At 71.7% G+C, this 12,070-nt stretch carries 11 protein-coding genes; 5 read left to right on the forward strand and 6 right to left on the reverse strand.

Annotated elements, in window-relative coordinates:
- The first annotated feature begins 59 nt into the window (after positions 1-59).
- Positions 60-1,043, forward strand: a complete 984-nt coding sequence (gene hemB, locus F6W97_RS30315; protein WP_155373997.1) for a porphobilinogen synthase — start codon at positions 60-62, stop codon at positions 1,041-1,043.
- A gap of 171 nt (positions 1,044-1,214) precedes the next feature.
- On the opposite strand, the gene F6W97_RS30320 is transcribed toward hemB, so the two are convergent.
- The 3 genes from F6W97_RS30320 to F6W97_RS30330 all read right to left on the reverse strand — a co-directional run bounded on the left by F6W97_RS30320 (position 1,215) and on the right by F6W97_RS30330 (position 3,776).
- A complete protein-coding gene (locus tag F6W97_RS30320; RefSeq protein ID WP_155373998.1) occupies positions 1,215-1,430 on the reverse strand; it encodes an FmdB family zinc ribbon protein in 216 nt (71 codons plus the stop codon).
- A 4-nt stretch (positions 1,431-1,434) separates the two neighbouring features.
- Positions 1,435-2,511, reverse strand: a complete 1,077-nt coding sequence (locus tag F6W97_RS30325; protein WP_155373999.1) for a GNAT family N-acetyltransferase — start codon at positions 2,509-2,511, stop codon at positions 1,435-1,437.
- Between the two features lie 101 nt (positions 2,512-2,612).
- Complete coding sequence (locus F6W97_RS30330; protein ID WP_155374000.1) at positions 2,613-3,776, reverse strand: lytic murein transglycosylase; 1,164 nt, start codon at positions 3,774-3,776, stop codon at positions 2,613-2,615.
- 272 nt (positions 3,777-4,048) lie between these two features.
- Here F6W97_RS30330 and F6W97_RS30335 point away from each other — a divergent pair, with 272 nt between their 5' ends.
- The gene (locus F6W97_RS30335; protein ID WP_155374001.1) at positions 4,049-6,739 is read left to right on the forward strand and encodes an ATP-binding protein; all 2,691 of its coding nucleotides are present in this window, start codon (positions 4,049-4,051) and stop codon (positions 6,737-6,739) included.
- Between the two features lie 78 nt (positions 6,740-6,817).
- Here F6W97_RS30335 and F6W97_RS30340 read toward each other — a convergent pair whose 3' ends face one another.
- Positions 6,818-7,351, reverse strand: coding sequence for a phospholipase (locus F6W97_RS30340; protein ID WP_155374002.1), 534 nt, complete (start codon positions 7,349-7,351; stop codon positions 6,818-6,820).
- Positions 7,352-7,506: 155 nt separating this feature from the next.
- On the opposite strand from F6W97_RS30340, the gene F6W97_RS30345 reads away from it, so the two are divergent.
- Together F6W97_RS30345 and F6W97_RS30350 are read left to right on the forward strand one after the other, a co-directional pair.
- Entirely contained in the window at positions 7,507-8,049 is a 543-nt protein-coding gene (locus F6W97_RS30345; RefSeq protein WP_155374003.1) for a SigE family RNA polymerase sigma factor, read from the forward strand.
- The gene (locus tag F6W97_RS30350; RefSeq protein WP_155374004.1) at positions 8,046-8,813 is read left to right on the forward strand and encodes a hypothetical protein; all 768 of its coding nucleotides are present in this window, start codon (positions 8,046-8,048) and stop codon (positions 8,811-8,813) included. Before F6W97_RS30345 ends, F6W97_RS30350 begins: the two co-directional genes overlap by 4 nt.
- Positions 8,814-8,893: 80 nt before the next feature.
- On the opposite strand, the gene F6W97_RS30355 is transcribed toward F6W97_RS30350, so the two are convergent.
- Both F6W97_RS30355 and F6W97_RS30360 read right to left on the reverse strand, forming a co-directional pair.
- On the reverse strand, positions 8,894-10,537 hold the full coding sequence (locus tag F6W97_RS30355; protein ID WP_196279399.1) for a glycoside hydrolase family 10-like protein: 1,644 nt from the start codon (positions 10,535-10,537) through the stop codon (positions 8,894-8,896).
- 446 nt (positions 10,538-10,983) lie between these two features.
- Positions 10,984-11,379 (reverse strand): hypothetical protein, encoded by a 396-nt coding sequence (locus tag F6W97_RS30360; RefSeq protein WP_155374006.1) that lies wholly within the window; start codon positions 11,377-11,379, stop codon positions 10,984-10,986.
- Here F6W97_RS30360 and F6W97_RS30365 point away from each other — a divergent pair.
- Positions 11,347-12,024 carry a hypothetical protein gene (locus F6W97_RS30365; protein WP_155374007.1) on the forward strand — a complete coding sequence of 226 codons (678 nt, stop codon included), beginning with the start codon at positions 11,347-11,349 and terminating at the stop codon, positions 12,022-12,024. The genes F6W97_RS30360 and F6W97_RS30365 overlap by 33 nt on opposite strands.
- The last annotated feature ends 46 nt before the right edge of the window (positions 12,025-12,070 follow it).

Consider the following 12,070-nt stretch of genomic DNA (forward strand, 5'->3'; position numbering starts at 1 on the left):
TCGCGGATGCTTCGTTGATCTGCGAGGACGTGCCGATTTTAGATCCAAGGGAGTGCGTGATGTCCTTCCCGAACGTGCGGCCGCGACGGCTGCGCACCACCGCGGCGATGCGGCGGATGGTCAGCGAGACCCGGCTGCACCCGGCCGAGCTGATCCTGCCGCTGTTCGTGAAGGAGGGCCTCGCCGAGCCCCGCCCCGTGAAGTCCCTGCCCGGCGTGCTCCAGCACTCGCGCGAGTCGCTGCGCAAGGCGGTCGCCGAGGCGGCCCAGGCCGGCATCGGCGGGGTCATGCTGTTCGGCATCCCGACCGAGAAGGACGCCGTCGGCTCCGGCGGCATCGACCCGTCCGGCATCCTCAACGTGGCGATCCGCGACGTCGTGTCCGAGGTCGGCGACAGCGTCGTGGTGATGAGCGACCTGTGCCTGGACGAGTTCACCTCGCACGGCCACTGCGGCCTGGTGCGCCCTGACGGCTCGGTGGACAACGACGCGACGCTGGCGGCGTACGCCCGCATGGCGGTGGCCCAGGCCGCGGCCGGCGTGCACGTGGTCGGCCCGTCCGGGATGATGGACGGCCAGGTCGCCGTGGTCCGCCGGGCGCTGGACGAGGCCGGCTACCGCGACACCACGATCCTGGCGTACGCGGCCAAGTACGCCTCGGCCTTCTACGGCCCGTTCCGTGACGCGGTCGAGTCCTCGCTGGACGGCGACCGGCGTACCTACCAGCAGGACCCGGCGAACCTGCGGGAGTCGCTGCGCGAGGTGGCGCTCGACGTCGCCGAGGGCGCCGACATCGTCATGGTCAAGCCGGCCCTGGCGTACCTCGACGTGATCGCCGCGGTCCGCGACATGGTCGACGTGCCCGTGGCCGCCTACCAGGTCAGCGGCGAGTACGCGATGGTCGAGGCGGCCGCGGCCAACGGCTGGATCGACCGCGACCGGGTGATGATGGAGACGCTGCACTCCATCCGCCGCGCCGGCGCCCAGCTGATCCTGTCCTACTGGGCCATGGACGCCGCCCGCCACCTCCGCGCCGACTACTAGCCGCGCCGGGACCGCGCCGCAGGCCTCCGGGCTGTGGAGACGTTGGCAAGATCGCTGTTCCGTGTCAAAAAGTGCGGCTGAACCTCAGCTTGTGACACGAAACAGCGATCTTTCGCGTTGCGGCACGGGGCGCCGCGGTGCGGGGCGGAGCGGGCGCGCGGCGTCGCCAGGTCAGCTGCAGCAGCCGCCGCCGCAGCAACCGCCGCCACCGCCGCCGGAGGGCGCGGGGATGGCGTCGCCGCGGCCGGCGAGGCCCACGGTGGTCAGCAGCTTCACGGTGTCGCCGTGGCCGGCCGGGCAGGGCGCGGGGTCACCCGCGGCCGCCATCGGCCGGTTCACCTCGAACGTGTCGCCGCAGGCGCGGCAGCGGAAGTCGTAGCGTGGCATCGGGTCAGCTTATGCCGAGCATGGCGGCCAGTTCCATGACGTCGCCCTCGTATTCCAGCCACTGGCGGTCGGCGACGAAGCCGAGCTCCTGGTTGACCTTGATGAGGGGTTCGTTGACCGCGGCGTTCCAGGTCTGCACCTCGGTCAGGTTCGGCTCGGCCGAGCGCAGCTCGAACAGCATCCGGGCCTTGATGGCGCGGCCGACGCCGTAGCCGCGGTGGCGGGGCACGACGACGGTGTCGTACTGGTCCGCCCGGCCGGGGCGCTGGGCCGGCACCACGACCTCGGTGAGCCCGGCGACGTCGCCCGTCTTCTCCTGCACGGCGACCACGATGTAGAGCTGCAGGCCGCGGGCGGCCAGCGTGCGCAGGCTGGCCAGCAGCCGCTCCGGCTCGTAGGAGCTCGGGCGCAGGTCCAGGTCGCCGAGGTCGTAGTCGTCGCGCACCTCGGCCTTGGCGGCCGCGTACGGCTCGATGAGGTGCTCGGGAGGGCCGTCGGCGTAGAACTCGATCTGGTATCCGGCGCCCACGCCGGCGGCCAGGTCGCCGAGGGAGAACCAGTCGACCGTGTCGAGCCGCAGCACGCTGCGGATCTCGGTGAACGCCAGGGTGAAGCCGTGCGCCTGGTAGAAGTCGACGGCGGTGGTCGCGCCGGCCACTTCGACGCCCAGGGTGGTGAAGCCTTTGCGCATGGCCACCCGCACCTGCTCGGTCAGCAGCGCACGGCCGATGTTCTGGCGGCGCGCCTTGGGGTGGACCAGGATCTCGACGACGCCGATGTCGCCCAGCAGGATGATGCTCCCGGCGCCCAGCGGCGCCACGCCCCGCGCGGCGTCGCCCTCGTTCTCTTCGACCAGCCACATCATCTTGCGTTCACCGGGCATGGTGACCGCCAGGTAGTCGCGCATCCTGCCGTCTTGCCACAGCGGATCATCAGGTAGGTCGACCGCGGAAACCTCGTTGAGGAGTGCGACCAGAGAGGTGATCTCAGTGGCGGCGGCGGTACGGGGATCCCATTCGCGCACCTTCACTTGTCCAGCTTGCACACTGCGCCCCCGAAACGGAAGGGTCCCACCTGTCATCGTATGCAAACCATTACGCTGAGTGGCGATCAACGATGAAGGTAGTGGCGGACGGTAGTGTTATGGGCCGTTTCGCTGAACTGTGCGAGACGTCCGGTTGATCAGGCCTGACTGCTACGACCGTACGCCTGCGCGGTGTCGTACACCTTCTGCAGGTACACCCCGACGTTGTTGTATGACAGCACCACCGATTTCCAGTTGGCCACGACGGTCAGGTCCTTGTTCGGCGCGCACAGGTAGTACGCCGCCGCCAGCGCCGAGTCGTCGAGATCGTGCGGGTCGATCAGCTGGTCGTTGTCGGCGTCCACTCCGTAGGTCGTCCACGTCGCCGGGATGAACTGCATGGGGCCGACCGCGTGGTCCCACTTCTTGTCGAAGTCGAGCCGACCCGCGTCGGTGTCGTTGATCTTCTTGGTGTTCTTGGTGCCGTCCAGGGCGGGCCCGACGATCGGCGGCAGCGCCTTCGCGTCGTCGCCCAGCTTCGCGCCCTTGGTGCGGCCGTGATCAGACTCGATCTTGCCGATCGCGGCGAGGGTGGTCCACCGCAGCTTGCACGACGGGCGCGTCGACGTCACCACCCATTCGGCGTACGCATACGCCTCCAGGGCCGTCACCGGCACGCTCACCTTGGGCGAGGTGGCCTCGGCCCAGCGGTGGAACGCCGCGGCCGGCCGGGCCACCGGGCTGGGCGAGGCGATGGCCGTGGGCGCCGGTTCGACGGTGGGGCTGGGCGGCGCGCTCTCGGGCGCCGGGGCGCCGGACACCGACGGCGAGGGGGCGGGTGCCGCCTTCGCGCCGACCAGCGCCGGGATCAGCAGGGCGCCGGACGCGCCTGCCGCGGCGACCAGCATGACGATGGTGACGCCGGTGGTGGTGAGCCTGCCGACCGGTCGGCGTGACTGCCGCCAGACCACGCGGCCCGCGTCCATCGCCGCGGAACGCAGCCGCACCATCGCCGCGCCGACCGAGACCGCAGCCGTGGCGTCGCCTGCCGGTGCGGGATCGCCGCCCGGCACGGCCGTCGTTTCCGGCTTGTCCGTCGTTTCCGGCTCAGCCCTGGTCTCCGGCTCGTCCGTCGTCACCGGCTTGCTCGCGTCGTCAGGCGCGGGAACGGTCTGCGGCCCGGTCGCGGTGTCGCCGTCGGCGTCAGCCGCTGCCGCGGCAACGGTTTCCGCGTCCCGCGACGCCGTCGCGCTCGCAGCATCGTCGGCGGCCGGCTTCTCAGCCCGTGCCGCCGCTTCCGTGGTGTCCTCCCCGTCCCGCACGCGTCGAGTATGCCTCGCCCGCGCCGCGTTGTCGTGCGCACGTGCTGTCCGTCGAGGCGGCATGGGTGATCCGGTTGTGACCTGACGGCCCACATCCGCCCTGCGGTGTCGTCGTTACGACGGTTGGCAGCTCGACACGGCACTGATCGTCTTCATCGTCGTAGGTGGTGACACCTCGGATGGCTCGATCAACCCGTTCTCACGATGTCCTGTGCAGGTGGGGGTACGGCAGCATGAACCGCGACTTCCAGGGGGGCGGAGGTTATCCGCGCGTGCAGCAGCGTACACATCTGCCTCGTGGGCAGGTGACGTTCTTGTTCACCGACATCGAGGGCTCGACCCGACTGGCCCAGATGCTCGGTGACGGCTACCGGCCGGTGCTCCACGAGCACCGGCGGGTGCTGCGTGCCGTGCTCGCGGCGGCCGGTGGCGTGGAGCTGTTCACCGAGGGCGACTCCTACTTCTTCGCCTTCGCCGACGCCTCGACCGCGGTGGCGGCGTGCGCCTGCGCGCAGCGGGCGCTGGAGGCGCACACCTGGTCGGATCCGCAGGCGCAGCCCAAGGTCCGGATGGGCCTCCACACCGGACTCGCCCAGCCGCACGGCGGCGAGTACGCCAGCCCCGAGGTGCACCGCGCCGCCCGGGTCGCCGCGGCGGCGCACGGCGGGCAGATCCTGCTGTCGGCGTCGACCGCCGAGGCCGCCGCGCTGCCGGACCAGGCCTGGCTGCTGGACCTGGGGCTGCACCGGCTGCGCGGCTTCGACGGCCGCGAGCGCCTGTTCCAGCTCGTGGCGCCCGAACTGGAGCAGCACTTCCCGCGCCCGCGCACCGAGCGCACCGCGCCGCACAACCTGCCCAGCCCGCTGACCTCGTTCGTGGGACGGCACCCGGAGCGCGCCGAACTGGCCGAACTGCTGTCGGCGCACCGGCTGGTGACCGTGGTCGGCGCGGGCGGCGCGGGCAAGTCGCGGCTGGCCGTGGCCGTCGCGCACGACCTCGTCGAGTCCTATCCGGATGGCATCTGGAGCGTCGACGTCGCCGGTGTCACCGACCCCGGCCTGCTGGCGTTCACCGTCGCCACGGTGCTGGGCCTGCGCCCGGAGCCGGGCCGCCCGGTCGTCGAGACGCTCGTCGAGCACACCTCGACCCGGCGGCTGATGCTGCTGCTGGACACCTGCGAGGCGCAGGTGGGCGTCGTCGCGCCGCTGGTGGCACAGCTGCTGGCAGGTGCGCGTGAGGTGACCGTGCTGGCCACCAGCCGGGAGCCGCTGGGCATCGCGGGCGAGCTGGTCTGGCGCATCCCGCCGCTGTCGCTGTCGCCCGCCGCGGGCGGCGCCGTCAGCGACGCGGTGACGCTGCTGGCCGAGCGCACCGCGGCGGCCCGGGGCGGCCGCGCGGTCGAGCCGGCGGAGCTGGCTGACCTGGCCCGGGTGGCGGCCCGCCTGGACGGGCTGCCGCTGGCCATCGAGCTGGCCGCGGCCCGGTTGCGGGTGCTGTCCGGCGGCGAGCTGGCGGCCCGGCTGCACGCCGAACTGACCGCGGAGGAGAGCGACCCGCTGCGGGCCCTGGACGCGGGCGGGCCGCATTCGGGCGCGCACGCCCGGCACGCCACCATGCAGGCCACCGTGACCTGGTCCTACCGCACCCTGCCGGACGACGCGGCACGCCTGCTGCGCTGGCTGTCGGTCTTCGCCGGGCCGGTCAGCCTGGCCGGGGTGGAGTGGCTGATGGACGGCGACCCGCTCGGCCCGCTCACCGTGCTGGTGGACAAGTCGCTGGTGCAGGCCGAGCCGGGCGCGCACGGCACGACCTACCGGATGCTCGACCCGATCCGGGGGTACGCCGCCCGGCGCCTGGCCGCGCACGGCGAGGAGGCGGCGGCCCGGGACCGGCACGTGGCCTGGGCGCTGCGCGCGCTGCAGGCGGTCGGGCGGGGCCCGGACGGGCAGCCGGTGACCCTGTCGCTGTACTCGATCGACCCGTTCGCCGCGGAGCTGCGCGCCGCGCTGCGCTGGTGCGGCACCGGCGGCAGCGCCCGCTCCGGGCTGCAGATCTCCTGCGGGCTGGATCAGTGGTGGCGCGAGCGGGGCCTGGCCCGGGAGGGCCGGCTGTGGCTGTTCCGGCTGTACGCGCGCCTGTCCGAGACCGGTGAGCAGGTGCCCGACGCCGAACTGGCCCGCGCCTATCACGCGCACTCGGGCCACGCCGCCGTCGACGGCGAGTTCGTCGAGGAGCTGCGGTTCAGCCGCCGCGCCGAGGCCGCGGGCCGCCGCGCGGGCGACCCGGGCCTGCTGGCGCGCGTGCTGGCCGGGCGCTCGGGCGCGCTGCGCGACGCGGGCCAGCCCGACGACGCCGAGCAGGCCTGCCGTGAGGTGCTCGCCTGGGCGACCCGCTACGAGGTCGCGCCGGACGCGCTGTTCGCGGTGTGCAACCTGGCCGAGCTGCTGTGGCTGCGCGGCGCGCTGGACGAGGCCGCCACGCTGCTGGCCGCCTCCCGCCAACTGGAGCAGCTGCGCCCGGCCGAGCGCGGGCGGCGCACCCTGGACCTGCTGCTGGGCATGGTGGCGCTGCGCCGGGGCGACCTGGTGGCCGCGCACGAGCACCTGACCGTGGCGCTGCGCTCGCGGATGGCGTACGGCTTCCACGGGCGGGCCTGTGTGGCCGTCAAGGCGATGGCGGCACGGTGTGTGCAGGGCGGGGACGCGATGACGGCGGCGACGCTGTTCGGCGCGGCCGAGTCGACGACCGTGCGGCTGCACTGCGGTCCGGGCATCTTCGCGCCGTTCTGGACGGCGCAGCAGGAGGCGGCCCGGGTAGCGCTGGGGGATGCGGTCTTCGACGAGGCGTACGCCCGCGGGGCGGCGCTGTCGCTGGGGGAGACGGCCTCGCTGGCGCTGGCGGTGGAGCACCCGGATCTCGCGGTGGACTCCAGCCGCTTCGCCGAGCTGCCCAGCGGCTCCTGAGCCGGCCCCGAACGCAGTCCTGCGCAGCCTTCCCGGAGACGGATCGGGAAGCCTGCGCAGGAACCGCGGGGGCGGGCGTCAGTTGTTCTCGGCGGCGGCGCGCAGAGCGTCGTCCTTCAGCTTCTGCGCCTTGGCGATGTCGGCCTGGCTCACGGCGCCGACGCTGCCGAAGGCCTTGACGGCCTGGTAGTAGGTCCAGGCGAGGCTCGTGCAGGCGGGTCGTACGACGGCGTTGTACGTCGCGCACTTGCGCTTGAGGTCCTCGTAGAACGCGCTGTCCAGCCGGGCCTTGTTCGCGGAGAACTGGCCCATCGCCTTGTAGTTGCGGTAGTTGAAGTCGTGGCGGTAGCAGGACAGCTTGAAGTCGAAGCCGAGCGGGTTGTCCGGGCTGGTGGAGCAGTAGTCGGTGCTCCAGTCGAAGGCGTACGCCGCCCACGCGCCCTGGTTCTGCCGGCCGCTGTTCCAGGCGTTGTAGCTGCCGACGCTGGTCTGCGACCAGCTGGACATGACGGACAGCTTCTCGGCGGGGGTCACCGCCTGAGCCGGTGCGGCGATCGCGAGAACGGCGATCACCGCGGCCGCGGGGGCGAGCAGCAGGCGCAGGCGTGACATGGCTTCACCTCGGCGAATAGGGTTCGTCAGGGGTTCAACGAGCCGGTCGGCCGATGCGGGGATGGAGCATCGGTGGAGCTGAATGTAGTCGTTGCGGCCATGTTTCGGAAGTGTTGATTTTTCCGGCGCTGCAAGGACATGCAACCCCGCTGCACATGCCTTACGTCCCCTGGCCGGAGACGACGGGAAGGGACTACGTGAAGCGCGAGGACGAACCGGAGTACCGGGAGTACGTGGCGGCACGGCTGGAGAGCCTGCGGCGCATCGCGTTCCTGCTGTGCCACGACTGGCACGCCGCCGACGACCTGGTGTCGACGGTGCTGCTGAAGCTGTACCGGTCCTGGTCACGGGTCCGCCGGGCGGACAACGTGGACGCCTACGTGCGCGGCATGCTCACCAACGCCTGGCTGGACGAGCGGCGTCGGCCGTGGCGCCGGGAACGGCCGGAGGCGGACCTGCCCGAGGCCGTGGCCGCGCCGGTGGAGCCCGGTGACCGCGGTGCCATCGGCCGGCTGCTGCGCGGGCTGGGTCCGCGTCAGCGGGCGGTGGTGGTGCTGCGCTTCTACTGCGACCTGTCGGTCGAGCAGACCGCGGGTCTGCTCGGCATCTCCGAGGGAACCGTGAAGAGCCAGTCGGCTCGGGGGCTCGAGACCCTGCGTGGCCTGGCGACCGAGGCGAATGCAGAGGAATGGCGATGAACGATTACCGCAACACCATGGAGGAGTACGTGGGCACCGCCCCGCGTACGGCCATCGACGTCGACGATCTGGTCGTGCGGGGGCGGCGCGCGCAGCGGGGCCGCCGGCTCGCCGCGGCCACGGGCGGGCTGGCGCTGTCGGCGGTCGCGGCGCTGTCCGCGGTGAGCCTGCTCGGCGCGCCGGGCGCAGGGCCGCAGGTGCCCGCCGTGGCTTCGGTGGCGGCGTCCACGACCGCGGAGACGCCCGACCAGACGGCTCAGCGGCTGCTGGCGGTCCTCAAGACGGCGATCTCCCGGGAGGCCCCCGGGGCGACCGGGCTGGAGACGCTGCAGCGGCAGATGCACCAGTGCCAGCCGGACGCGGTGCCGTCCGCACGGCTCGTGCCCTACGACGCCGCGACCTTCGACACCGCCTGCCCCGCCGACTCCCCGCTGCACCAGCTGCGCGAGCAGAACTTCGACTGGCTGGGGCAGATCACCGTCGGGGACGTCACCGCGTCCGTGCGCATCCACGTCGGCCGCGTTCCCGTCATCGACCCGCCGGGCGAGCAACCGGAGCAGCGGCCCGAGCTGGCCGGCAAAACGCCCGGCGGCGAGGGGGTGCCGGCGACATCGCCGGGCGTCATGGTGCAGGCGAACGATGTGGTGGTGGAGGTGGTGAAGCCGGACGGGACCGACTTCTTCGTCGGGCACCCGGAGAAGCAGCCGCTGCTCCTGGCCGAGCTGTGGCAGGCCGTCGGCCTGGACCCGGAGCTGCACCTCTGACAGGGAGAAGGGCGCCCACCGGATCACGGTGGGCGCCCTTCCCGTCGGAGCACGCGAGGGGGCGCGTGCTCACCCCCGGATCAGGGGACGTAGCGGGCCGGGCTGGGCAGGCTCTCGTTGTAGAGCCGGTCCAGCGAGGTGACGAAGTAGGTGTAGCGCTGCCCGGCCACCGCCGTCGTGTCGGTGAACGTCGTGCCGCGGGTCGTCGCGATCAGGTTCGTCGCGTCGGCGAAGTCGCAGCCGCTCGGCAGGATCCGCAGCCCGTCGAGGCGGTAGACCGCGTACGAGGTGGCCGTGCCGAACGGGCCGGCTCCGTCGGCCAGCGGCTGCCACTTCAGCGCCACGCCGGCGTCGCCGCGCTCGGCCTTGGTGACGACCGGGAACAGCAGCGGCTTGCTGGGCAGGTGCGACATGGTCGGCACCAGGGCCGGCTTGCTGTAGTGGTCGGCCGCGTACAGGTCGGTGGCGCCGATCCGGTTGGCCCGCACCTGCACCGCGCTGAAGTGCACGTTGCCGGACACGTTGTAGTCGCGGTTGAAGGTGAGGTGCCTGCTCATCTCGGCCGGGTCGAACCATGCCGCGGGCTGGCCCGCGGTAGCGATCTTGTAGTCGGCCTGCCCGATGTAGAGCTGCGTGTTCGTGCCGGCGACCACGTCGGACCACCACGGGACGAGCTTGGCGTAGTCGGCCACGGCCAGCCCGATGTTCCAGTAGATCTGCGGCACGATGTAGTCCAGCCACCCCTCCTTGACCCACTTGCGGGTGTCGGCGAAGTTGGCGTCGTAGGACTGGGTGCCGTTGGTCTCCGAGCCCAGCGGGTCGGCGGCCTTGTTGCGCCAGATGCCGAACGGGCTGACGCCGAACTTCACCCACGGCTTGGCGGCCTTGATGCGCCCGCTCATCTCGTGCACCAGCAGGTCGATGTTGTTGCGCCGCCAGTCGGCCTTGCTCGCGAAGCCGGCCCCGTACTGCTCGAACGTGGCCTGGTCGCCGAAGTCCTGCCCGGCCGCCGGGTACGGGTAGAAGTAGTCGTCGAAGTGCACGCCGTCGATGTCGTAGTTCTCGACCGCGTGCATCATCGCGTCCTGCACGTACTCGCGTACCTCCGGGATGCCCGGGTTGTAGTAGAGCCGGCTGCCGGCCGCGTTGAGCGGGTAGGCGACCGCCCACTCGGGGTGCTCGCGGGCCGGGTGGCCGGGCGCGAGGTTGTTGACGTCGGTGCCCGCGCCCATGCCGGTGGCGCTGGTCGGCATGGAGATGCGGTACGGGTTGAACCAGGCGTGGAACTCCAGGTTGCGGGCGTGCGACTCGGCGACCAGGAAGGCCAGCGGGTCCCAGCCCGGCCCGACGTTGTCGCGCTTGCCGGTCAGCCACTCCGACCAGGGCTCGTAGGGCGAGGGCCAGAACGCGTCCGCGGTCGGCCGGATCTGCACCACGACAGCGTTGTGGTTGAGCCGCGCAGCGAGGTCGAGCCAGCCGCGGTACTCGGCCTTGAGCTCCTCCTCGGCCTTGCCGGGAGCGCTCGGCCAGTCGATGTTCACCACGCTGGCGATCCACATCGCCCGCAGCTCGCGCTTGGGCAGTGCGGGGTTGAGCGTGCACTCCGTCGTGTCCGGCGAGGCCGCTTGCGCTGCGGACAGCGGGTCGGCCTGCGCGCCGCCGGGCACCAGCAGCGCGCCGAGCAGCGCTGTCGCGGCCGCGGCCGCGATCAGTCTCATGCGCATGAGAATTCCTCCATTGGCAATGTGCAGTCCGAAGAAAACTTTCACCATCCAGCCAAGAACGCAAGAGTCTCTATAGGTACGGTTCCCGAGCACTTCTCATCTGCCGCTACCATCTGGCGGACGGTGGCACGGTGTCGCCGGCCACAGGTGGGGAGCTGACAATGTCCTACTCCGACTACGGTTCGCGCCGCGACGAGCCGGAGGACCACCCGACGGAACCGTGGCGGCGGCCGGTGGAGGACGACGGGCGCGGCCGACAGCCGGCTGCGCCGACCTCCGGCGCCAATGGAACTTATCCCCAGCAATACGGCTATCCCCAGCAGAACAGTGGTTATCCACAGCAGCCGGGTTATCCACCGGCGGGAGGTTATCCACAGGACGGCGGATACGGCGGGCCCGGTGGAAACTCGGGCGGACACCCCCAGCAAGGACGCGCCGGATACCCCTCACAGGGTGGATATCCGCAGGCAGGGGGCTATTCGCAGCAGGACGCGCCGGGTGCTCAGGGTGGTTATCCACAGCAGGGTGGCCATGGTCGCCAGGACGGCGGTTACCCACAGCATGGTGATGGTTACCCACAGCAGGGTGGATACGGCCAGGGCGGATATCCACAGCAGGGTGGGTACGGTGCACAGCCCGGCCAGGGCGGCTACGGCTCGCAAGGCGGCCACGCCCAGGGCGGCTACGGCGGCCAGCAGCAGGGCGGGTACCCCCAGCAGGCCTACGGCCAGCCCGCGGCGTACGGCCAGCCCGCCGGCCAGGGCGGTTACCAGGGCGGCTACCCGCAGCAGGGCGGCTTCCTGGGCGACGTGAGCGTCGACGACGACCCGTTCGCCGGGCACGAACCGCGCAGCAAGCGCCGCCACGACCCGGACCCGCCGTACAAGAAGTCCCGCAAGGGCCTGTGGATCACGCTGGTGGTGCTGCTGGTGCTGTGCGGCGGCGGCGCCGGCGGGGCGTACTACTTCCTCAGCGGAGTCGTCGACGACGTCGAGAAGACGGTCGAGACCGCCGCGACGATCACGGTGAAGGAGCCGACCCAGCTCGGCGGGCGGTTGAAGAACACCTCGCCCGATCTGGTGAAAGCCGCCAAGGAGCTGGGCACCCAGATGACCAGCGACGAGCTCGGGGTGACCGCCACCGTCTCGGCCTTCTACGGGGACGTGAAGACCAAGAACATGGTCATGGCGTTCGCCGCGGCGGTGCCGGTGCTGAACCAGGAGAAGGAGATGGACGGGTTCACCAAGGCGGTGGTCGGCGACTCCAAGGTGACCGAGCCGTGGGTGGACGTGCCCGCCGGGCCGCTCGGCGGCCTGGCCAAGTGCGCCGGGATGACGTCGGACAACACGCCGATGGCCGTCTGCGTGTGGATCGACGCCGGCAGCGTCGGTTCGATCATGTACTTCGACAAGAAGGTCGCCGACGTGAAGGCGAAGTTCGCCGGCGAGCGCGGCCAACTGGAGACCAAGACCGAGCCGAAGGCCTGACCCCCGGCACATGCAGCGCCGCCCGCGACCGGCTGGTCACGGGCGG

This window comes from Catellatospora vulcania (assembly GCF_009720385.1).
GTDB lineage: Bacteria > Actinomycetota > Actinomycetes > Mycobacteriales > Micromonosporaceae > Catellatospora > Catellatospora vulcania.

What these genes read in the sequence shown, in the direction of transcription:
- hemB (WP_155373997.1), top strand. Translation starts at nt 60, where the DNA reads ATGTCCTTCCCGAACGTGCGGCCGCGACGGCTGCGCACCACCGCGGCG.
- F6W97_RS30320 (WP_155373998.1), bottom strand. Translation starts at nt 1,430, where the DNA reads ATGCCACGCTACGACTTCCGCTGCCGCGCCTGCGGCGACACGTTCGAG.
- F6W97_RS30325 (WP_155373999.1), bottom strand. Translation starts at nt 2,511, where the DNA reads ATGACAGGTGGGACCCTTCCGTTTCGGGGGCGCAGTGTGCAAGCTGGA.
- F6W97_RS30340 (WP_155374002.1), bottom strand. Translation starts at nt 7,351, where the DNA reads ATGTCACGCCTGCGCCTGCTGCTCGCCCCCGCGGCCGCGGTGATCGCC.
- F6W97_RS30345 (WP_155374003.1), top strand. Translation starts at nt 7,507, where the DNA reads ATGCCTTACGTCCCCTGGCCGGAGACGACGGGAAGGGACTACGTGAAG.
- F6W97_RS30350 (WP_155374004.1), top strand. Translation starts at nt 8,046, where the DNA reads ATGAACGATTACCGCAACACCATGGAGGAGTACGTGGGCACCGCCCCG.
- F6W97_RS30355 (WP_196279399.1), bottom strand. Translation starts at nt 10,537, where the DNA reads ATGCGCATGAGACTGATCGCGGCCGCGGCCGCGACAGCGCTGCTCGGC.